This window comes from Larkinella ripae (genome assembly GCF_054780775.1).
Window position 1 is genome coordinate 1 of sequence record NZ_BAAGVR010000009.1, and the last position, 21,803, is coordinate 21,803.

Genomic DNA, 21,803 nt, shown 5'->3' on the forward strand with positions numbered 1-21,803 from the left:
GCTTAAAGTATCTCTTCTCTTTTCACCCGCATCTGTCCACTTTAAGTTGACGATATACAGTTATTGTTTTTTGCCTTAGGTAGTTCAAAAGAAATTCAAATAGTTTTTGATATTCTTCTACAGACACATTGCCTTCGCTTATCAATGAACCAGTCATAATTGAAAATGCCAGATCTAAATTCTCTCCGTTAGCTATAAAATTGAAATATGGGATTGCAATTTGCTTTTCCATATTACTTCTGTGAGCAATGTAAGTATTCCTCAAATCCATAAGTTTTTCATGAGTATTGAGTAAATCATCCTCTCCTTTAAAGCAGTCTTTTTTGTTAAGGCTTGTAATGCCTGGGCCTGCACTAGTGAATAACTTGCCATAAGTGACAACAATTGTATACCAATAGCTTTGCAGAGTTAGCATTTCTTTTTCATCTGTATTTTCATTATCAGTTTTTGCATTTCCACTCTTGAGATAGTTCGACAATTTTACAATAAAATTTAAGTCATCCTGTAACAGTTTTAGCGGTGCAACTCTCTTCGCTAAATGAGGTGGTAAAATATATGCTGGGTTATCTGCGCTTTTTTCCTTAATTCGATTCTTTGCTATTTCCTCATTAGTTAGACCGTCTGAGATTTTATCAACTTTCATATTTTTAGATTCGGAGTTTAAATCTGAACGTTTCGATATTTCAGGTATGAATAAGCCGTTGTGCGACTGATCTTTAGCTGGCGTGCAATTTCAGAGACGGATACGCCGTCACGGTGCAGGGATTCGACCACCCTGGCCTGCCGTTTGGCTTCGTCGGTTAATCCTTCCGGACGCCCCAGAACAACCCCTTTCGCTTTTGCCGCAGCAACACCGGCGAGGGTTCGTTCTCGGATAGTTTCGCGTTCAAATTCAGCCAGGCTGGCGAAGATCCGGAACACCAGTCTATCCTGGGCAGTGGTCGTATCAATTGGGTCGTTTAGGCTGATCAGGCCGACCTCGCGCTTCTCCAGATCACCAACAAGCTCAATCAAGTGTTTTACATCCCGGCCCAGCCGATCCAGTTTCCAAAAGACAATGGTGTCGCCGGCGCGGACGTGTTCAATCATTTTGTCCAGCTGGGGACGCTGGGTTTTGGTACCGCTGATTTTCTCCTGGTAGATTTTCTCACAACCGGCTTTCTGAAGCGCGTTCAGTTGGAGGGAAAGGTTCTGGTCGAGGGTGGAAACTCGGGCGTAGCCAATTTTCATAAAACGGGTGTTCAAAAAAACGACCGGTTTCCTGAACACTGCTCCAGTGCGGCAAACCGGTCGTGATTCTTAAATATATGTGTTCAAAAAAACTGTTCAAAAAATCATGTTCAGGTTTTTAATAAATGGACGGTTTTTTGAACAGTTGCTTCAATGATTTAGAAGAAGTTTATTACTAAGGAGTATTAATCAGCAAATCGAGCGGTTTCCTGCACAATGCCATGAACTGAACTTTTTGAATTTTGCCTCTAAAAAACACGCCCCGCAGCGCCATTGGGCGGTTTCTCCATTCTCAAAAACTAGTTTCAATTCGGCACGTCTTCCGAATCCACCTAGGACAAGACCCATAACAAAGTGCGGCTATAACTAAACATCTCTGAACAGCGTTGACTTTCAGCGGGCAGAAGACCCGGTCGCCGTCAATCGCAGCGCTTTCACCTCGGCGATCTGCCCCTTCGGGACTGAGCTGGCCCGTAACACAATCCGCTGATTGCCCACGGGCAGCTCGAGTCTCCCCAGCGACAGCCACGCCCAGTCTTTCTCGTAGACTTCCTTGCGCGGAATTCGGTCCGGGCTGGCTTTTAAGGGCGGGTCGAAACCGCCTGGCAGGCTTTGGTGCACCGTCTGTTTAGCCGCTGTCACCGTCACTACCGCTCCCCGAGCCGCATCCGGCGCCGTGTACGCCAGGCTCAGTTGATACCCGCCCGGTCGCGTGACTACCACATCCCACCAAATCGAATCGGCGGGTGTCTGCCAGTTGATGAGCCAGTCGTTGGCCCAGCCGTTGCCTTGTTTGAAGCGCACCTGACCCGAAAACCGGGCCTCCGGTGCCTGCAACAGCACCCGACGAGCGGCCACCGGCGCAGGTCGGGACAAATCGAGCGCCTGGGAGACCTCCCCAAACCAGCGGTCGTAAGCCGCTTGCAGAGTTTGCACCTGCTGGGGCTGCCGGGCGGCCATATCGCTGGTTTGGGCGGGGTCGTCGAGCATATCGTACAGCTGGGTCTGCCCGTTACGCCGAACCAGCCGGTACTGAGCCGTGCGAACACCCCCCGGCTCGGCGGGAAGCCCCTGGCTGCTCATCCCGGCAACGTGCGTGAACAGCATGCGGTCAGCCAGCGTATCCGTCCGGCCCGTCAACAGGCCCCCCAGGCTGCGGCCATCGAGGGGATGGACGGCTTTAAAGCGCAGACCGCCTAAGTCAACCAGGGTCGGCAGCAAGTCAATGTGGGCCGCAATGGGCTGAATTCGGGTTTGGGGGCGGATTTTACCCGGCCAGCGCACAAACAGGGGCACGCGTACCCCCCCTTCGTCCACCGAACCTTTGATACCTTTCATATCCCCATTGAAGCGGTGGCCATTGGGGCCGTTGTCGGTGGCAAATACCACAATGGTATTTTGGCTCAACCCCAGTTGGTCCAGCTTAGCCAGCAGCCGGCCCACATTATCGTCCAGGTTTTCAACCATACCGTAGATGCTGGCTTCTTCATCACTGAGTCCCTTAGCCTTGTATTTATCAAAAAACCGGTCAGGGACCTGATGGGGGCTGTGGGGAGCGTTGTAGGGCACGTAACAAAAGAAGGGCCGGGATTGATGGGTTCCCATGAAGTGCAGAGCGGCATCGGTCAGGACGTCGGTGATGAATCCTTTGGTGGCGACCATCCGGTCGTTGTGTTGTAAGTGGGTGTCAAAGTAATTATTCCAGTGACCCGCACAAAAGCCCAGAAACTCGTCAAAACCCTGGCTGTTGGGGTCTTCGGGGGCGTGTTCGCCGTTGTGCCATTTTCCGAAACAGCCGGTCGCATAGCCGTTTTGGCGGAACACCTCCGCCAGCGTGAGTTCATCACTGCGCATGCGTTCCCAGCCCTGAGTCACCGAAACCGTGCCGGTGCGGAGGTGGTAACGCCCCGTGAGCAGACTGGCGCGCGTGGGTGCACAAAGGGGGCTAACGAAAAAGCGCTCGAACTGGGCTCCGCTACGGGCCAGCCGGTCGAGGTTGGGCGTTTCCACGAAGCGATTTCCGTGTAGACTCAGGTCGCCCCAGCCCTGGTCGTCGGTCAGGATGAACAGTACGTTAGGCCGGGCCGGGGCTGGCGAGGGAGCCGTTGCGGGCCGCCGGGCGATCCCGGCGCCGATGAGCAGGACCAGCCCACCCATCCAAAAAAAGTTTTTCATCGCTATCAGGTTAGGGGTCAACTCAGGCCGGTTTTGGCGTTTCAAAGGCTACGGTTTCGGCCGCGGGGCAGCCGCTTGAAAGAAACAAAAAGAACGCCGTAAGGCCGGTGATAAAAAGGCGGTTTTGGCTAACTGAAATACGGCTGCTTCCATCGGGCGTTAAAAGTAAGAAGGTTTGCTAATAAATTAAATAGAGGTGGCGGTAGATGCGGACGCGCCGAAGGCAGCGGGCCAGACTGGACGCTTATACTCGTAAGCTGATTGGTACTCTTTCTGACAGGCTGCCATTGTGCCCGGCATCAGCAGGGCGTAAACCAAAGAGGTCAGGGCTGTAAACCGATGCGAACAGGGATACATATTACACAGATCCGCTGACTTCAGCTTTTTGGAAGACCGTCCGGAACGGGCGAGAAGGCTGGATGGCCCGAGCACAAGGTGTTTGGAGCCGCCATTTTGGCATCGCGTGTGAACCAACGACCGAAAAGAATGATCTGTGAGTAGAGTTATGCACCTTGTCGCTTACTCGTATCGTACCAAGCCACCAACCGACTGAATCCGCAATTTGAACGCACCGAAATTCGTACGTAAACCCAGAATCCTATGCGTTTTTATTCCTTCCGTAAACCGGGCCTTTTTGGCCTTTGCGCCGTCGGACTCATCGCGATGAGCTTCTGGATCAGTCCGGCCGAGGCACAACCGGCTGGGGAACAGGCACGTCCACGCATTGTAGTGACGGCGGACCCCGAACTCGATGACAATAACTCCCTGATCCGGTTTCTGCTCTACAGTAGCGATCTTGACGTGGAGGGCCTGATTTATGCCAGTAGTCAATTTCACTGGAAAGGGGATGGCAAGGGAACCAGGTGGTTTGTGCCCGGCCGGGAGTATACCCGGTTTGGGTTAAACCGGTGCCCCTGTGAGTCGTGGCGGTGGGCGAAAGACGAACGCTTCATTCATGACGCCGTTGAAGCATATGCGAAAGTCTACCCGAATCTGAAAGTGCATAACTCCAGGTATCCCGCTCCCACGACACTCCTGTCAAAAATCCGGTATGGCAACATTGATTTTGACGGGGATATTTCTAAAAACTCTCCGGGATCGGACCTGATTAAGGCCCTGATGCTGGATGATAAACCGGGTCCGCTCTTTATCACCGCCTGGGGAGGGCAGAGCACGATTGCCCGGGCGCTCAAATCCATTCAGGAGCAGTACGAATATACCGCCGACTGGGACGCCATTAAAAAGAAAATCTCGCGGAAAGTCGTGCTGCTGCCTTCCGGCGACCAGGATGATACGTATGCCAGCTACATCAAACCGAACTGGCCGGAGATGGAATACCGGCAATTCCGAGGTGGACCCAACTACGCCTACGGAGCCCAGTTGGGCGCAAAACCCGAAAATACACCTTATTTGACGGCGCCCTGGCTGAAGGAAAACGTTCTGGAGCGGGGACCCTTGGGGGCTTTATACCGGGTTTGGGGCGATGGGAAACAAATGGTCGAAGACGATAAGCTGGATTATTTTGGACTGACCGGCTACACCGACGACGAGTTGAAGAAAATGGGCTACGTGGTGTGGATGCCGGTGCAACCGAAAGGCTCCTGGCTGGGCGAAGGGGACGACCATACGTTTATGAACATGCTGGGTAACGGCCTGCGGGCTTACGAAGCTGGTTCGTATGGGGGCTGGGGTGGTCGCGAGGTAGCCAGCAAGGGCGCTGGCAGTAGTTCTTTCTTTGCGGTTTCTCAGGATACCAGCGCCAACGCCATGGCAACTGCCCTGAGCACCTTAAATGCCCGCGAGAAGGATTCGGTCTACCCCAATTTTTTTCCGCAGGCACAGCGTGATTTTGCGGCACGTTTGAAATGGTCGGTAACCGCGAAGTACGCCAACGCCAACCATGCGCCGGTGGTAAGAATAGAAGGCCCTCTGACCGTACTGGCTTCGGCGGGAGAAAAAATACGATTGAATGGCGCCGTTTCCGATCCGGATGGACATACGGTTTCGATCAGCTGGTGGCAGTTTCAGGTGGGGAGTTATCCCGGTAAGGTGACGATCTCAAATCCGGCGTCAGCCCAGGCCGAAGTGCTGATTCCCGCCGATGCGGTCGGCGGCCAAACAATCCACCTCATTCTGGAAGCTTCGGATACGGGAACCCCAGCCCTGACCAGCTACCGGCGTGTCGTGGTCACGGTCCGAACGAAGTAACGGCACCGGTTTTCATCCCATTTTTAGCTCCATTCACCCCATTTTTTTATACTGCTTGTCGGAACCCGGTATTCTTGCCGGAGTTCACGGGCGCTTTCGAAGCGCATCCATCAGATCGCGTCGTCCGAAGCGGATCGCCAGGAGCGGTACGTCCGGTTTTTCGGAGGGATGCGATCTGAAATCAGACGTTGTCACCCTATTCATTAACCGGATCATGATCGGAAGCTACCTCAAAACATCGCGACGCAACTTGCTGCGCAACAAGCTGTTCTCGTTCATCAACATGGTTGGCCTGGCCATCAGTATGTCCGTCGGCCTGCTGCTGATCGCGTTTGTGCTCGACCTGCGTTCGTACGATAAGTTTCACGAAAAGGGAGAACGGATCTATCGCATCACCAGCAAACTGACGACAAATCGTGTACAGGACGGTAAGTTTGCCACCACGTCGATAAAAACCGGGAAGCTGATCCGGCAGAAAGTGACCGGCATTGAAGAGGTAGCTACTTTACGCAACGACTTTTCGCAGGACGCCCGGGTGGGCGACCAGATTCTACCCGTCAGGGGCTTCTGGGCGGAGCCGTCACTCTTCAGAATTTTCACCTTTCCGATGCTGGAAGGCAATCCCGAAACGGCACTGAAAAATCCGTACTCGATCGTTCTGACCGAGACGGCCGCGAAAAAGCTATTCGGCAGCGCCGACGCGCTGGGCAGGGTAATCAAATTCGACACCCTCGATTACCAGGTGACCGGTGTTATGAAGGACGTGCCTTTCTTTTCGCACATTCATTTTGAAGCGTTGGTGTCATTGTCGACGGCCGAGCAGCTTAACAAAAACAACCACGATTTCTCCGACTGGACCAGCATGTCGTCGAACTTCGTCTACCTGCTGCTGCCGCCAACGGCCAACAGGGCTTCCATCCAGTTGCAGCTTGACGCTCTTGCCCGGGAGGAAAACCGCACCGAAGAGGCCACGAAAATCCAGCTTGAGCTTCTTCCGCTGGACAAAATCGTGGTGGGGGAGAGTTTCCGATCCTCCGAGGGCGGGCCGGGCGCCGTGGGACCCCACATGCCTCCGCTTGTGCTTTGGATACTCGGCGGGCTGGCCTTCGTGGTGATCTTGTCGGCCTGTTTCAACTACACCAACCTGTCCATGGCCCGGGCCATGCGCCGTTTCAAGGAAGTAGGGCTGCGCAAAGCGATTGGCGCCGGAAAGAGTCAGGTATGGCAGCAATTCCTGGTCGAAGCGGTCATGATCGCCGTGGCGGCCCTGTTGCTTTCCTTCGTCCTGTTTCTCGTCCTGCGGCCACAACTCATCAGCCTGGCTCCGGAAATGCAGCGCACGGTGAAGCTCGCGCTGACTCCGGCAATGGTCATCGCCTTCCTCGTTTTTGCGGTCACTGTCGGGATGATTGCCGGTTTTCTGCCAGCTCTGTTCTTTTCCAAAGTCAGCGCGATCCACGCGCTCCGGAATGGGGTGTCGGTGAAAGGATTCAAATACGTCACACTCCGACGCGCGCTGGTGGTGATTCAGTACACGCTCACCCTGATTTTTATCACCACAACCGCCATTGGCTACGTGCAGTACAAAAACATCCTGGCCTTCGATCTGGGCTTCAACACCGAAAACATTCTGAACATAACCGTGCAGGGCAAGGCTGATGCCTTTCTGAAAGACCTGAGCGAAATGCCGGAAGTAACCGCATTATCGCGCTCGCTCATCATCACCAGCGTTGGAAACGCCTGGGGCGGGTTTGTAAAATACGACAATTCGCGCGACTCGGCGCTGGTCCTGACGAACCACGTCGACGAAAACTACCTGGCGCTGCATGAGTACAAGCTCCTGGCCGGGGGCAATTTCAGGGCACGACCCACCACAGCCGCGGCCGCCACCGAAGTGATCGTCAACCAGCAAGTCTTAAAACGATTTAACATTGGGAGCAACGACCCCGAAACCGCCATTGGCAAAGAGATTACGTTCAGCAATTTTCATGGAACCCGCAAAATGACCATCATCGGCGTCATGAAAGATTTTCACTACGGCAAGGTCGACAACCTCGTTGGGCCGGTCGCTTTCATGCCCTGGACGGCCGAAGACCGGACCGTTATCAACGCCAAAATACAAAGCAGAGATCTGCTGGCAACGAGAGCCAAAATTGAATCCGCCTGGAAGAAGTTTGATCGGGTGCATCCCATTCAGGCCGAATTTTACGACGAATCCATCGAAGAAGCGTACCGCGAATTTTCCGTCCTGATCAAAATCATTGGCTTTCTTTCCTTCCTGGCCATTTCGATTGCATCGATGGGCCTGTTCGGCATGGTAGCGTACACGACCGAAACCAGATTGAAGGAGATCAGCATCCGTAAGGTGCTGGGCGCCAGTTCGGGTAGTCTGATCTATCTGCTAAGTCGCGGTTTTCTGGTCCTGCTGTCGGTATCGGCCCTGATTGCGCTACCCGTAACCTACCTGTTCTTCGAAAAATTTGTGCTGACCCAATTCCCGTATCATACTCCCGTGCGGGTTGCCGAATTGTTCGCCGGTTTTCTGGCGGTTCTGCTGATTGCATTTCTGCTGATTGGATCGCAGACCATGAAGGCGGCAAAGAGCAATCCGGCCGAGGTTCTCAAAAGTGAATAAAGCGTACGGCCTGCTGCCGATAATCCTGGAGCAAAAACCGCAATCGTTTCGCAATCGGGTAGGAAAACCGGCATAGCCGGTTTTTTTATTTCAGCTGCTTGATTGACTAGTCGTTCGCAGGCAATGCTTCGCTGACGAACCCGAAATAAAAGGTATTTAAAAAAGTTGAAATAGTACTTACTACCTAATTAGGAAAAATAATTGGTCGGGTTTGGCTAAAAATCCATAAACCGCCCCATTTTCCCTTATTGCATAAAGCGTAGGTCGGCCATAAAAAAGCCTGATTTGGAGAGATAATACACAAATACCTCCTCAAATCAGGCCCAATCATACGTACATCTTATCCCATAAAATCGTTTTTTTAAGGAATCGAATTATCAGACAAGTTTCTTTTTTGTTTCTAAATTAATACAAACTTTAATGCAGTAACTAAGTAAAAAGACTTAATTTATTATTCGGTCGCTTTTTCTGACCAGAATAAACTTTGAGGAAGAAATAGGCTGGGAAACTGCTGAGCGACCAATGGTCGGAAAAGACTGCCAAGTTGGTAATGAGCAAGGAAATTGATTGTTTTACATGCGGCATCTGGTTCTTCAGTGGATTTCTTGAAGCCTATTCGGATAAAATCGGCATGGTACATCTCCGGCATGGCTTTCAAATAGAAATGTCTGGCAACAAGCTGATAAAATCAGCCTCTTCGTTTTATAATTTAACATCATTGAGTAAACTTATCCATCTTTATTTATAGTATTTATACTGTATTTTGTTTGGTTCTTAGGAGAAGATTGAATAACTATAAACAAGATATTCCAGGTTAAATCGCGCCAATCATATGAAAGCTGATCGTTATACGGTATGTAGTTTCGTTTGTTTCGTTTTTCTGTTGACGCAGTGTAAGCAGAACCAGGATCTTCCGCAAGCTCAGATTGATCAGAACGGGTTCTCAATTACTGATTTTTCTAAATCTCCACAGCTCAGCATTTCCAAAAATTGTACGGTTAATGGTCCGACCTTAAAGATGACGTATACGCTGGAAGAACCGGAAGCGGAGGTTGGCATCAATCAATACTTCGCAGTTGCGAAAGGATTTGAAAGTGAATTTTCTTTTTCGGGACAGGCCGGGCACTTTTTACAAATCAGGCTTTTAACGGAGGATGGTTTTTACAATCCTTATGGAATCAGTAATTTCCTCACTCAAAACAGTTTTAACATCGGCCATTCCATCACCAAACTTGTACAGGAAAGTTCATTACCATCTCTTTTTGATGGACAAAAGCATACCGTGAAGATTCAAATTCAGAATCAGAATGAGGTAGGTCTGGTAACAAAAATATTTGTTGATAACATGAACCAGGCGGCTTTTATTGGAGAAGACACCCTGGCGTTTGATCGAGATGAGTTATTTACGTCCGGGCCGCTGGCAAAGCGCCGGGTTAGTTTATTATTTTTCGGAAATTTCAATCAGGGAGATATCACCGTTTACAACTGGTCCTTCAAGCCCTTATGATTCACGGGCTGGAACTGACAAAATATACCCTAACTGGTGAATTATTTAAGCTGTCTAACGAGCAACCGGATCAGGTAAGCGAAGGTCAGACCGGCGAACGCACCAGCGCCACCCCAGAGGATGTCCCGCCAGTTAAAATACCGTCGGGGTAACAGCAACTGACCTGCTTCGGCCAGGATTGCAATGGCGGTTAGACCTATAAATGCGAGCAGCCACCTACCGGGTCGGGCGTTGGTGGAGGAGAGCCATAGGCCGGTAGTTCCGCCTAAAAAGAGAAATGGAATAGCCGTTCTCAAATCGCCGTTGGCGCGTCTGTCGGTCCAACGGGCCAGCCAGTGCGGAACGAACCACACCTTATCCATTCTAGGATCGGGTATCCAGCTTAAATAAAAAACAAGGGCAACCCCCAGCGCTACCAGCAAATAAACAATACGCATCCGTTTTTATACTTTTCACGAAGGTAGCGCGTATCCTCAGTTGGTGCAATCGGGGACTGCTTTTCTAGCTAGTTAAAACACAGATTATCGCCCTGGACTTTTCTAAGTAAAGGTGAAGCGGAAATTAGTTCTGATTAATATAAAAAGACGGCTGTGCTGGTTACCCCGTACCGACATGGGCCAACCGATTCAAAAATTTTCACTTCTTTGGCCCGGTTCGTATTAGTTAGTTCTCCGTACCGCCAATAGTCACCCATGATTTATTTAGTGAGGAAGTACATTGGGTCTATTAATCACCCCAAAAAGAAAAACCGGAGTCTTCTCCGGTTTTGTCAATGCCTTGGACGGTAATAACGGTGAGTAAAACAGAAGCGGTAGCGGAACAGGATTTCAGATCAGAAATGCTGACCGTTCCCGGGATCACTTTAATACTTTTAAGAAGCCTTTGTTTTTGTAGGGTTTTAGCGCAACGTGACCCTCATCAAGTAAAGGTTTTACAAATTTCGTTTGCACGACCCAGAAAAGCGGCTCACTCTGATGTCTTACCACTGAATAGTCTTTACCGGTGCTGAATAGCCGGTTGCACACACGCATCGCTTCCGCTTGATTGGCGTATTGATGGTTCTGAGCCTGGGATAATGCTTTGGCAAGCCGGCTCAACCGGAAATAAGAGCGAATAGATGTAATCATATTTTATACACGTTGAGGTATTTTTACTCAATTATCTGTAATTATCAGACAAACAAAAAATGTCTGATATACTTTTTGATAAAAAAGATAAAATCTTGCAGCGAGATGACAAAATAATGCAATCATCAAACGGTTTTTAAGACCAACAAAACCGCCGTCGCCAACCGGGAGAATCCTGAGAAGGCGGGAGCGCCTGCCCTACGGGCACTTGAATAAGATTACCACATGCCGTAACTTGTCGCCCGTGGGGATCGTGTCGTGCAGGCTTCCGTATCGAACAATGACCAGCAGGAGGGGCGTGGAGCCGATTCGTTCGTGGTCAAAAACAAATGATGAAACATAAACCTACGCCTGCCCGCCTTTCGGCGAAAAAGGCTTATCTACTGATTGCACTCCCTCTGTTGATGCTGGTATCCATGCTGCTGGGCGGCTTCGACCGGAAAAAACCGGGTGCCGCAATTTCCGGCGCGAATCCGCGGCCCAACATCATCGTCATTATGGCCGACGATTTGGGGTTTTCGGACATGGGTTGTTACGGGGGCGAAGTGCACACCCCGACGCTGGACTACCTGGCCAGCAACGGCATCCGGTACCGGCAGTTTTACAATACCTCGCGCTGCTGCCCAACCCGGGCGGCCCTGCTGACCGGCTTATACAACCAGCAGGCCGGCATTGGCAAAATGACTGAAGCAGAAAACGAAGCGGGCTACCGGGGACACCTGACGGACAATACCGTAACCCTGGCCGAAGTCCTGAAATCGGCGGGTTATCAGACGGCGATGACGGGCAAGTGGCACGTTTCCAATACCAACGTCCAGAAAAACCCGCAGGATCAGATGGCCTGGCTGAATCACCAGAAGGATTTCGGCGATTTTGCGCCCCTGAGTCAATATCCGACCAGTCGTGGTTTCGACCGGTATTTTGGCAACATCTGGGGCGTGGTCGATTTCTTCGATCCGTTCAGTCTGGTGAACGGCACCGAACCCGTCAAAACCGTGCCGAAAACCTATTACCATACCGACGCCATCAACGACACTGCCGTGGCTTACATCCGGTCGTTTCAAAAAACGGCGGCACCGTTTTTCCTGTATGTGGCCCATACGGCACCCCACTGGCCTTTGATGGCACCGCCCGCGGATATTGCCAAATACCGGGATACGTATAAAACCGGCTGGGAAACCATTCGGAAAAACCGGTATCAGAAAATGGTTAAGATGGGTTTGATCGATCCGGCCCGGACTCCGCTTTCAAAACGCTGGCAGGACGAAGCAAGCTGGGAAGCCAATCCTGATAAAGAATGGGACGCCCGGGCGATGGCGGTACATGCGGCAATGATCAACCGGATGGATCAGGGAATCGGTCGCATCATCCAAACCCTGCGCGAAACCGGCCAGTTGGAAAACACGCTGATCTTGTTTTTGTCGGACAACGGAGCCAGCCCGGAAAACTGTGCCGCCTACGGCCCCGGTTTTGACCGGCCGAACCAAACCCGGACCGGGCAGGAAATTGTTTATGACCTGAAAAAGCAGGTGATGCCGGGCGCGCAAACTTCCTATGCGTCCATTGGTCAGCGCTGGGCGAATGTGGCCAACACGCCCTTCGCCTTGTGGAAAGCCGAATCGTACGAAGGCGGGGTGCGCACGCCCCTGATTGCCTTCTGGCCAAAAGGCATCAAAGCGAAAAAAGGCGGTTTTAGCGATCAGGTTGGCCACGTTATGGATTTTATGAGCACGTTTGTCGAACTGACGGGCGCCCAATATCCCTCCACATTCCGGGGCCACGCCATCACACCAACCACCGGCCTGAGTCTGGTTCCTTCTTTTCAGGGAAAGAAAACCGGGGGACACCCGAACCTGTTCAACGAGCATTTTGGGGCGCGATACGCCCGGTCCGGCAACTGGAAACTGGTGTCGGCCAGCCGCGACACCACCTGGCAGCTGTTCAATCTGGCCACCGACCAGACCGAAACCCAGGATGTGGCCGCCCGGTATCCCGAAAAAGTGCGTGAGCTGGAAAGCCGCTGGCGTCGGTGGGCTACTACGCATCAGGTCTTTCCCAAACCCGGCAAAAAATAGGCGGTTTTGGGGTCGGGCGGTTTTCAGCAATCCGGTTCTATCGCCTTCCAGTCGCCTGGTTTTGAAGGCATTTCGGGGACGCAATTGATCCCGGTCCTGCTGCAATTCAGTAAATACTTCCCGCAGTTCGCCCACGAATCGTTTTCAAGGCGGTGGTCTGGCCGGTTACTTTTGGATGAACAAACAGTAACTCTCCAACAACACTACCTCATGAACGCAATGAAACACATTCTGTGGATGGCCGTGCTGCTAAGCGCAACGGCCTGTAGCAAACCCGAAATCGACGGGCCGGCCGACTCCGGAAAAACCGAACAGGGCATCGTCCAGGGGCGGGTGGTCGACGGCCAGGGCCAGGGCGTGGCCAATGCCGAGATCATCGCCAACAGCACCGATTGGCACAACAAAACCACCACCGGGTACACCGATGCAAAGGGAAATTACCGCTTCAAACTACCCACCGGCGTTGCCGAAGGCTCCTACACGGTCAGCGGTTCGGTAACGATCAAGTACCACAGCAAGAATTTTAAAATGGCGCTTTATGAGGAAAATTCGCGGGTGTTTTCGGCCTACGAGGGCGCGGTTCGCAATTTTGTGTTTCGGTTGACGGGCAAACGCACCGCCGATGACGACGAAACCGCCAGCCCGCTGGGAGCCACGCTGGAAGTGCATCACGATGTCAACCACCTCGAATCGGAGAACATTGAACTGACGCTCGAACCCGACGGCCCGCTGGTGGACGGCAGCACCGGCCGGAAAATTGTCACCATGATGCCAACCGCCGGGTATAACATCAAAGACATTCCGCTGGGGAAATACAAGATTTCGGCGCGCGACAAAGCCAGCGGGCAACGGCTGGGCGTAACCATCATGGATTCGTTCAAAGACTACGCGCCGTCGGTAACGGGTTTGTTCGAAGATGATGACTTCATTGGATCGGAACACTTCCGGCTGGGCCTGCTGGTGGGCGTTCTGTAAACAATTTAAATAAACGATTCGGCGTTGGGGCCATTTCCGAGGGCGACTCTAACGCGGTTCTGAAGCTCCAGATCCAGCAGCCGGGCGTATTCGGTCCATTCTTTTTCCAGACTTTTAAATTTGTCGCTTTTTTCCAGGTCTTTCTGGTCGAGTTTTTCGTCGGCATCCTTGTGGTAGGTCGCGGCCAGATCCAGGGCGTAGGAATACATATGACGGATTTCATCGAAAGAAAGCTCATTTAATGATTTCATGGAAACAGGAGTTAGTTCTGAAATACAAACCCGCAAACCGCCGGAAGGTTTTGCCCGATGAGGGGAAGGGGGATGTATTCCGGCAGTTGCGGGCTAATTAAACCCGCAGCGCCACCAGTTACCAGCTTTTCGCTACCAGTTACCAGTCTGTCGTTGTGGGCTTTGGGGCCGCCCGGTATTTTTGTTTCATCAAATGGCCATTCGCAGCTCAATTTCAGCCATTTTTATTCTTATTCATTACCGGCAAAACTACGGTGCTAGCCAAACCGAATTTTAAACAACTCTTACTACACACAACAATGAACACATCAATGCCTCCTGTCACCGGCGCTTCTCTGCTGGACAATTACGTTTCTGTCCTGAAAAAGTACAATGATTTTGAGGGTCGTGCCCGCCGTAGCGAGTACTGGTATTTCTTTCTGACCAATATCATCATCACCCAAAGTTTGAATTTTGTCAACATTCTGCTCTTCGATGGGCTGGCGGTGATCGGCTGGCTGAACATGCTGTTTAACCTGGCCATTCTGGTGCCGTCGATCGCGGTGGCCATCCGGCGGATGCACGATGTCGGTAAAAGCGGCTGGTTTGTGCTGGTTCCGATTTACAACCTGATTCTGGCCTGTACGGAAGGCGTGAAAGGAGCCAACGAATTCGGAAACGACCCGAAAGCCAAAGCGGCTCAGGTCGCCTGATTTCGAATCGACGCATCGCACGAAGGCCAGCCTGATTCATCAGGCTGGCCTTTGCCATTTTCGGGCTTCAGGGCAGCGGTTTTCAAAAACCGGTTTTCTGCTATTTCCGGACCGCTACCAGAAACAACCGGGGAAACGGCAGCAAAACCGTACCGTCCGGAAAAACCGGGTAAGCCCGCGCGATTTCCTGCTGATACTGCGCCAAATACGCCGATTGTTCGCTGGCATCGAGCGGTTCCAGAAACGGCCGGAGCCCGGTTCCCTTGAACCATTCGACGATGGCTGCGGCCCCGCCCGCGAGCGGGTGGAAATAGGTGGTGCGCCAGAGATCCAGCGCGCGGACTTTTGGCTGTAACAACCCGTAATACCAGTGGGCACCTTTGCGCTCCTGCCGGTTTTGCGCCTGCGCCAGTTTTTCGGCCCAGGGGCCGTTGCTGGCCACTTTGCGCATCAACTGGTGGGCCGGTTCTTCGAAATTGTCCGGCATCTGGATTACCAGGCTGCCACCGGGCGTCAGTTTGTTCAGCAACGCCGGGAGCAGCGACGCATGATCGGGAACCCACTGCAAAGCGGCATTGGCCAGAATAACATCAAAAGGTCCTTTATTGGCCCAGGTGGCAATATCGGCGATTTCAAACGCCAGATCGGGCAGCCGCCGACGGGCCGCTTCAATCATGTCCGGGGAGCTGTCCATTCCGGTAATCGTGGCCTCCGGAAAGTGTTGGCGAAGCAGTTCGGTGGAGTTGCCCGGACCGCACCCAATGTCGGCTGCGGTTATTACATTCATCGTCGGAATGCGGGCGAGCAGATCCTGAATCGGGCGGTTTCGCTCGGTTTCGAATACGGAATATTGTTTAGCTGACCAGCTCATCGGAAAGGCGGTTTTCGGTTCAACGGGTTTGCGAAGATAGGGCGGATCCGTTTAAATAAACGCTGACGATGGTTCAGCAATGAACCCGGTTTCGTCCAGTCGATTTGATCAATCGGAGCGGGGCTACCGGCCAAGTTGATCCACGGGCTTTTGAACCTGGGCCACTGCCGGTAGTGAATTTCCGGCCTGGAATTAATTTTGACGGCAGGCACCGATTCGACCGACTGTCCGGGCCGCAGTTCCGGCAAGCGGATCTGGCAGCGGGCAAAAAGCAGGATCTTTTTTTGCCTAATAACGGATAACGTATCGTCCTTTCCGCATTCAACTATCACGGCGCCATGAAAAAAGAAAGTCTTTTTGTCGCAAAAGCTCGTTTGAAGGTTGCAAAGAAAAAAAGTGGCCGCTCAGCCACTTTTTGGTTGAAATTAATGCGCTATCCCGATGAGTGGGAATTGCGAAGCGGCAGTGCCTGAGCGGTGAGTTGCCCGTTCCTTGTTTGCAATGCTGGATAAACGGCCGGTTTTAGGGGAGCCGTTGAAAGAAGCTGGAAACCTTATGCCGGATTCAGTCAAACTTCGGCCATACTGAACAGTTTTTCGATCTTGGCTAGTAAGTCCTTCAATACGAAGGGCTTGACCAGATAGTTAGTGGGAGAAGCCTCCAGAATAACCTGATGGGCGATGGGCAGGTCGGCGGAAGACATCAGAATGGTGGGAAAATAACGGCTGCTTTCTTTCAATTTCTCAAGAACTTCCAGGCCGCTAAAATACGGCATCAGTAAATCCAGCAGCAGCAGATCCGGTGATTCGGATCGAATCAAATTAATGGCATCCCGCCCATTTGTCGCGAGTGACACCAGGTATCCGGCATGAGTTAACTGAAACATCAGTAATTTACGAATATAGGGGTCATCATCAACAACGAGAATTCGGCGCTTTCTATTCATTTACGTTGGTTGTTAAAAAGAAGAGTTCTGGTTACAAATTGATACTGCAAAAAAAACTCGGGTATTGAAATGGGCCAGTCTGGATTAAAAAAATGGATACCAGATGGTCACTAGGTAGTGACAAAATAAAGACCATTTTGCTGGATTGCGACTTTTAGCCGATTCGATTTAAGCGGATTTTAATTGATTCGCGGGGAAGAGCTCTAAAGTTAACCGGGTTTTAATAAAAGCATCCCTTAACCAAGAATTAGGCCAGGATTACACAAAATGTCAATTTTTACTTTTTGGTAACTGGTTACGCCGATGATCAATTGTGCTTACGTAAAACCGGTAGAGAAGATCCTGAAATTGTCATCCTGACGCAGAAACGAACTACCGGAGTGAAGATCTGATTGGTGTAAGGGCGCTCAAAATGCCGCGTTCCTGGAGATGCTTAAGTCGCAAAGCGTTTTTTAAACCGGCTCTTACCAAAAAACGTTTTGGAGCCATTGCATCATTTTAACTGCCTTCCTGAAAAACCGCCGGTGCAATTGAGAGTTGTCTAGTGAAACGAGCAGCGCCATGTTTCTTTTTTTCTCCCACGTCGCTCTGGATGGTTCGGTGCACTCTCATTGCCTGGGCGATGCAGAGATTGAAATTCATATGGAATTACTGACCAGCTATGCCAACTATGGTTATGTGCTGCTTTCCGCCTTTCTGATCGATGAGGTCGGGCATCGCACGGATCTGCCGGTTGAGGTTTTCAATGGCGACCCCATTGGTCCGCACATGCGGGAATTGCAACAGGAATACTGCTTCGTGTTAGACTCATAACACTAACGCTGTAAAAGATTGCTTCAGACGGCTGGGATGAGGAGCGTCCGGGTCGCCGGATCGACCGGTTTTATTCCAACTGCTCGGGCAGGCAACGGACCGAATCCGGGGGATTTACCTCTCCGCCTTGAGGAAAGCCAGCCGGTTTTTTACGGATTCCAGAGCGGTTTTTGCCCGTACTAATTGTTGCTGGTATAAAGTAAGCATCGACTGATTCTGGTTAATGAGCACATTTCGTCGAAAGGTATCGGCAATTTTTTCACTCCGAATCCGCATCACCTCGATCCGTTCGATCATTTTGCCAAGCAGCGCGATCCGTCGCTCATAAAACCGGAGTCGCCTTTGGGTCAATGAAATAAGCCAGGGAATGCTGACAGAGGCTGGGTGAGCGGGCAATCCTAAAAGCCGCTGCCATTCTTTCTGTAAGCGTTTAATGGGTTTTGAGAAGCACTCGCCGTTAAAGGCTTCAACGGGAAGACTGATTACGTGGTTACTATTTTCCCGGTCCATCAGATAGGCGACCTGCAGCTGATTATTATCCATAGCCAGGAAACTGATCACATCAAAAGCATCTTCCTCATTGGGAAGGGCACAGGTAATTTCCTGCGGTTGCTTCTCACCATCCACCATATTGACCAGAAGCAAAATTCGATCTTTATCCATTGATTGTAGGTGTTAATGAGATTAAGATCACGTTTTACGAGTTCAGGCAAACCGGAAGTATAAAGATAAGAGAACAAACCAGAAATGAGCGGGCAGAGTCATCATTCTTACTATTTGGTAGTAAATGATCAGAGCGGTGTTCGGAATTCTGGAGAAACCCCGGCGGTAATGCACGAACTTTTCCTACCCATTAGGTATATACGTTATCGTGGATAAGTTATAAAATTGGTTGTAATACTCTTTTGACGCCGGGCTGATCAATTGCCGCAAACATTCGGTATAGGCTTGGCAAACCATTAGCGCAAACGATTGCTTCAGAGCCTTTTATTCTTCAACTCTATTGAATTTTATACCTAACTAATTGTAGGTTTTTGGGAAGCTTCTCCCGTCATAATCCAATTGTTCATACAGATAAGAAAATTTTAGGAAAGATTTTTTAGTTGTCTTCTTGACAATTAAAAAATAAATGTAAACTTTACAATTATAAAAAGCTGCCTTTCTTACTCAGGAAGTATAGGCTTAATGCAATGTCATTCCCTGGCACAGTACAGGCCATTGGCGTAACACCGGTGATTGCTTCGGCGGCTACCCCAACGACGCCGACGCTGAAAGAAACCCGGCTTTACGATGTGCCGACGCAGGCCGGAAAAGTTTATACGCTGGTGAAGCCGGAACCTGATTGTTGAATGGTAACCCTATGATGAAAATGATAAAACGATTCTACTCGGCGGTTTGCCTGGTCGTTGGTATTCTTCTGAGCAATGCCGTCGTTGCCCAAACGACTACGTTGGTTAACCCAATCCTGACCGGATTCTATCCCGATCCGAGCATTGTCCGGGTTGGTACGGATTACTACCTCGTTACCTCCACCTTTTCGTATTTTCCGGGCATTCCGGTTTTTCACAGCCGGGATCTGAAAAACTGGAAACAGATTGGAAACGTCATCGACCGGCCTTCCCAAATGGATTTTCTGGGTGAACCCCTGACGCGGGGCCTGTTCGCGCCCGCCATCAGCTATTACAAAGGCACGTACTACCTAACCTGCACCGACATCGATCACGACGGCAACTTTGTGGTGACAGCCCGGAATCCCGCCGGTCCCTGGAGCGACCCGGTGAAGATTCCGCAGGTGCGGGGCATTGACCCGTCCATTTATTTTGACGAAGAAACCGGCAAAGCGTATATCCTGTATAACAGCGAAGCGCCTGACCATAAACCGCTGTATTCGGGTCACCGGACGATCCGCATGTACGAATTTGATTACCAGAATCTGAAAGTGGTCGGGGAAGAAAAACAACTGGTGAATGGTGGGGTAGACCTCAGCAAAAAACCGGTCTGGATTGAAGCGCCCCACATTCTGAAGCGCAACGGCTGGTACTACCTCTACGCGGCCGAGGGCGGTACGTCGGTCAACCATTCGGAAGTGGTGCTGCGGAGCAGGGAGGTCTGGGGGCCGTATGTGCCTTTTGAGGGAAATCCGATCCTGACGCAGCGGGGATTGCCCGCCGACCGGAAAGACGCCATCACGTCGGCGGGACATGCCCAGTTTGTGGAGGGGCCCGATGGCAAAATGTACTCTATTTTTCTGGCCGTCCGGCCCTACGAAGGCGATTATTACAATACCGGCCGCGAGACGTTCATTGCGCCCGTGACCTGGACAAACGACTGGCCCATGATTGAGCATGGTGAAAAGGCTATTTCGTATACCTATCCGGTTAATTACAAGGAAGTTCAACAAAAAGGTGCACTGCCGCAATCGGGAAATTTTGCCTACACGCTGACGTTCGACAAGGAGCTGGACCCGACGCTGTTGTTTATGCGCACGCTGGATAAAACCGGGTATTCGCTCTCGAAAAACCGGGGCCTGACGCTGAACCTCAAACCCGAAACCGTCATGGATTTAGGCCATCCGGCGTTCATCGGCAAACGCCAGCAGCACCTTTACAGCACGGCGGAAACCGAACTGAGTTTTACGCCCAAAACCGATAAGGAAAAAGCGGGTCTGATCATTCTTCAGGATGAAGGCCATTTTTACTGGCTGTGTCAATCCCGATCGCAGGAGAAAGACGTGCTGCAACTTTACAAAAGCAAGCCCCGAACCAAAGAGCTGGAATTGCTGACCGAAGTACCGCTGACCGCAAAAACCGGGAAGGTGGGGCTGCGCATCAGCTCGCAGGGCGACACCTACCAATTTCATTTCTCGACCGATGCTAAAAACTGGACGCTGCTGAAAGACAAGGTCGACGCCAAATTCCTGAGTTCCAAAGTGGCCGGCAGCTTTATCGGCTGCCTGTACGGGATGTATGCCACCTCGTCGGGCGAAGCCAGCACCAATTCGGCTTCGTTCCGGTACCTGAAATACGCGGGGAATGATCCCATGTTCCCGAAATAAGAGCAGGGGTTGGTAACTGCGCAGAAACCAAACTCAACGGTCGTTCTCGTCCGCTTCGAAATCCCTAAACCAACAAACCGATGCGCCAATTTCTAAGTATTCGTATTTTGGCCTTGTGGAGCTTCCTGGGCCTTTCCGGCAGCACTTTCGCCCAGCCGCCCCGCGGCCCGCTGGTCATATCACCCCAGATCAACGCCGACAAAACCGTTACGTTTCGCTACCTGGCTCCGTCGGCCAAGGAGGTTAAGGTAAGCGGGCAGTTTTTAAAAGCACCCGTCGACATGAGCAAAGATGGGCAGGGCATCTGGAGCGTGACGGTGCCGCCCGTCAAACCGGATATCTATCCCTACAGCTTTCAAGTGGATGGCGTGACCGTCATGGACCCCGCCAACGTCGCGTTTTTCCCGAACGAGCGGTTTAAAGCCAGTTTGGTCGATGTGCCGGCCGATACGCCCCTGATTCACGCCCTGCGCGATGTGCCCCACGGGGCCATCAACTACGAATTTTATCCGTCGCTGGAAGGCACGACGGGTTCGCTGGTGGTGTATACGCCACCGGGCTACGACCAAAACCCGGCTAAAAAATACCCGGTTTTTTACCTCATCAGTGGCACCACGGATACGGAGGAAACCTTTTTTAAGGTCGGCAAAACGAATTTGATCCTGGACAACCTGATTGCGGAAAACAAAGCCAAACCGATGATCATCGTGATGCCCTACGGAAACATCGCAGCCCGGGTGGCCGAACAGAAGGGCGGTGCCAAACCCGCCGATCCCACGGTGCGGGATGGAGCCGATGCGGTCAGGCGGGCCACTGATTTCGCGACGGATCTGGTGAGCCGGGTCATTCCGTATGTCGAGAAAAATTACCGGACGCTCGCCAATCGGGAAAACCGGGCCATTGGCGGTTTTTCGCGCGGGGGCGGGCAGACCCTCCGCACGGCGTTTGGCAATCTGGATAAATTTGCCTGGGTGTGCAGCTACAGTTCGTACCTGTCGCCCGCCGAAATGGACCGGAGCTTTCCGCAAATCGGTGGGAATCCCGCCACTACGAACCAGCAGTTAAAGCTGTTCTGGGTGAGTGTGGGCAGCGACGATTTTCTCTACCCGGGCACCGTTGAATTTATGGACTACCTGAAGGCGAAAAAGGTAAATTTCAAAAGCCTGATTACCGACGGTGGTCATACCTGGATGAATGTCAAGAAGTACGTTGCCGAAACCGCGCCTTTACTCTTCCGCTAATC

20 protein-coding genes are annotated in these 21,803 nt (G+C 51.6%); 11 read left to right on the forward strand and 9 right to left on the reverse strand.

Annotated features, from left to right (window positions below):
- Positions 1-22: 22 nt before the first annotated feature.
- The 3 genes from ACYVHX_RS06520 to ACYVHX_RS06530 form a co-directional block, all read right to left on the reverse strand.
- A complete protein-coding gene (locus tag ACYVHX_RS06520; protein ID WP_460670826.1) occupies positions 23-643 on the reverse strand; it encodes a hypothetical protein in 621 nt (206 codons plus the stop codon).
- 17 nt (positions 644-660) lie between these two features.
- Positions 661-1,245, reverse strand: coding sequence for a recombinase family protein (locus ACYVHX_RS06525; RefSeq protein ID WP_460670827.1), 585 nt, complete (start codon positions 1,243-1,245; stop codon positions 661-663).
- A gap of 378 nt (positions 1,246-1,623) precedes the next feature.
- Positions 1,624-3,405, reverse strand: a complete 1,782-nt coding sequence (locus ACYVHX_RS06530) for an arylsulfatase (RefSeq protein ID WP_460670828.1) — start codon at positions 3,403-3,405, stop codon at positions 1,624-1,626.
- 600 nt (positions 3,406-4,005) lie between these two features.
- On the opposite strand from ACYVHX_RS06530, the gene ACYVHX_RS06535 reads away from it, so the two are divergent.
- The 3 genes from ACYVHX_RS06535 (at position 4,006) to ACYVHX_RS06545 (ending at position 9,755) form a co-directional block, all read left to right on the forward strand.
- The gene (locus ACYVHX_RS06535; protein WP_460670829.1) at positions 4,006-5,613 is read left to right on the forward strand and encodes a DUF1593 domain-containing protein; all 1,608 of its coding nucleotides are present in this window, start codon (positions 4,006-4,008) and stop codon (positions 5,611-5,613) included.
- A gap of 214 nt (positions 5,614-5,827) precedes the next feature.
- The gene (locus ACYVHX_RS06540; protein ID WP_460670830.1) at positions 5,828-8,248 is read left to right on the forward strand and encodes an ABC transporter permease; all 2,421 of its coding nucleotides are present in this window, start codon (positions 5,828-5,830) and stop codon (positions 8,246-8,248) included.
- Positions 8,249-9,080: 832 nt separating this feature from the next.
- The gene (locus ACYVHX_RS06545) at positions 9,081-9,755 is read left to right on the forward strand and encodes a hypothetical protein (RefSeq protein WP_460670831.1); all 675 of its coding nucleotides are present in this window, start codon (positions 9,081-9,083) and stop codon (positions 9,753-9,755) included.
- A gap of 41 nt (positions 9,756-9,796) precedes the next feature.
- Here ACYVHX_RS06545 and ACYVHX_RS06550 read toward each other — a convergent pair whose 3' ends face one another.
- Together ACYVHX_RS06550 and ACYVHX_RS06555 are read right to left on the reverse strand one after the other, a co-directional pair.
- The gene (locus ACYVHX_RS06550) at positions 9,797-10,192 is read right to left on the reverse strand and encodes a VanZ family protein (RefSeq protein ID WP_460670832.1); all 396 of its coding nucleotides are present in this window, start codon (positions 10,190-10,192) and stop codon (positions 9,797-9,799) included.
- A 420-nt stretch (positions 10,193-10,612) separates the two neighbouring features.
- Positions 10,613-10,882, reverse strand: a complete 270-nt coding sequence (locus ACYVHX_RS06555) for a hypothetical protein (protein ID WP_460670833.1) — start codon at positions 10,880-10,882, stop codon at positions 10,613-10,615.
- Between the two features lie 332 nt (positions 10,883-11,214).
- On the opposite strand from ACYVHX_RS06555, the gene ACYVHX_RS06560 reads away from it, so the two are divergent.
- Both ACYVHX_RS06560 and ACYVHX_RS06565 read left to right on the forward strand, forming a co-directional pair.
- Positions 11,215-12,957 (forward strand): arylsulfatase, encoded by a 1,743-nt coding sequence (locus tag ACYVHX_RS06560; protein WP_460670834.1) that lies wholly within the window; start codon positions 11,215-11,217, stop codon positions 12,955-12,957.
- Positions 12,958-13,167: 210 nt separating this feature from the next.
- Positions 13,168-13,932 carry a carboxypeptidase-like regulatory domain-containing protein gene (locus tag ACYVHX_RS06565; RefSeq protein ID WP_460670835.1) on the forward strand — a complete coding sequence of 255 codons (765 nt, stop codon included), beginning with the start codon at positions 13,168-13,170 and terminating at the stop codon, positions 13,930-13,932.
- Between the two features lie 5 nt (positions 13,933-13,937).
- Here ACYVHX_RS06565 and ACYVHX_RS06570 read toward each other — a convergent pair whose 3' ends face one another.
- Complete coding sequence (locus tag ACYVHX_RS06570; RefSeq protein ID WP_460670836.1) at positions 13,938-14,183, reverse strand: hypothetical protein; 246 nt, start codon at positions 14,181-14,183, stop codon at positions 13,938-13,940.
- Between the two features lie 311 nt (positions 14,184-14,494).
- Between ACYVHX_RS06570 and ACYVHX_RS06575 the strand changes: the two genes are divergently transcribed.
- Positions 14,495-14,875 (forward strand): DUF805 domain-containing protein, encoded by a 381-nt coding sequence (locus ACYVHX_RS06575; protein ID WP_460670837.1) that lies wholly within the window; start codon positions 14,495-14,497, stop codon positions 14,873-14,875.
- 100 nt (positions 14,876-14,975) lie between these two features.
- On the opposite strand, the gene tam is transcribed toward ACYVHX_RS06575, so the two are convergent.
- A complete protein-coding gene (gene tam / locus ACYVHX_RS06580) occupies positions 14,976-15,746 on the reverse strand; it encodes a trans-aconitate 2-methyltransferase (protein ID WP_460670838.1) in 771 nt (256 codons plus the stop codon).
- Positions 15,747-16,084: 338 nt separating this feature from the next.
- On the opposite strand from tam, the gene ACYVHX_RS06585 reads away from it, so the two are divergent.
- Complete coding sequence (locus ACYVHX_RS06585) at positions 16,085-16,219, forward strand: hypothetical protein (protein WP_460670839.1); 135 nt, start codon at positions 16,085-16,087, stop codon at positions 16,217-16,219.
- Between the two features lie 95 nt (positions 16,220-16,314).
- Here ACYVHX_RS06585 and ACYVHX_RS06590 read toward each other — a convergent pair whose 3' ends face one another.
- Positions 16,315-16,692 carry a response regulator transcription factor gene (locus tag ACYVHX_RS06590; protein ID WP_460670840.1) on the reverse strand — a complete coding sequence of 126 codons (378 nt, stop codon included), beginning with the start codon at positions 16,690-16,692 and terminating at the stop codon, positions 16,315-16,317.
- Positions 16,693-17,253: 561 nt separating this feature from the next.
- Between ACYVHX_RS06590 and ACYVHX_RS06595 the strand changes: the two genes are divergently transcribed.
- Positions 17,254-17,505 (forward strand): hypothetical protein, encoded by a 252-nt coding sequence (locus ACYVHX_RS06595; RefSeq protein ID WP_460670841.1) that lies wholly within the window; start codon positions 17,254-17,256, stop codon positions 17,503-17,505.
- Positions 17,506-17,619: 114 nt separating this feature from the next.
- Here the strand turns inward: ACYVHX_RS06595 and ACYVHX_RS06600 are convergent, their stop codons facing one another.
- Positions 17,620-18,168, reverse strand: a complete 549-nt coding sequence (locus ACYVHX_RS06600) for a hypothetical protein (RefSeq protein ID WP_460670842.1) — start codon at positions 18,166-18,168, stop codon at positions 17,620-17,622.
- 527 nt (positions 18,169-18,695) lie between these two features.
- Between ACYVHX_RS06600 and ACYVHX_RS06605 the strand changes: the two genes are divergently transcribed.
- From ACYVHX_RS06605 to ACYVHX_RS06615, 3 genes are all read left to right on the forward strand, one after another.
- The gene (locus ACYVHX_RS06605) at positions 18,696-18,854 is read left to right on the forward strand and encodes a hypothetical protein (protein WP_460670843.1); all 159 of its coding nucleotides are present in this window, start codon (positions 18,696-18,698) and stop codon (positions 18,852-18,854) included.
- 20 nt (positions 18,855-18,874) lie between these two features.
- Positions 18,875-20,560 (forward strand): glycoside hydrolase family 43 protein, encoded by a 1,686-nt coding sequence (locus ACYVHX_RS06610; protein ID WP_460670844.1) that lies wholly within the window; start codon positions 18,875-18,877, stop codon positions 20,558-20,560.
- Positions 20,561-20,640: 80 nt separating this feature from the next.
- A complete protein-coding gene (locus ACYVHX_RS06615; RefSeq protein WP_460670845.1) occupies positions 20,641-21,801 on the forward strand; it encodes an alpha/beta hydrolase-fold protein in 1,161 nt (386 codons plus the stop codon).
- Positions 21,802-21,803: the final 2 nt, after the last annotated feature.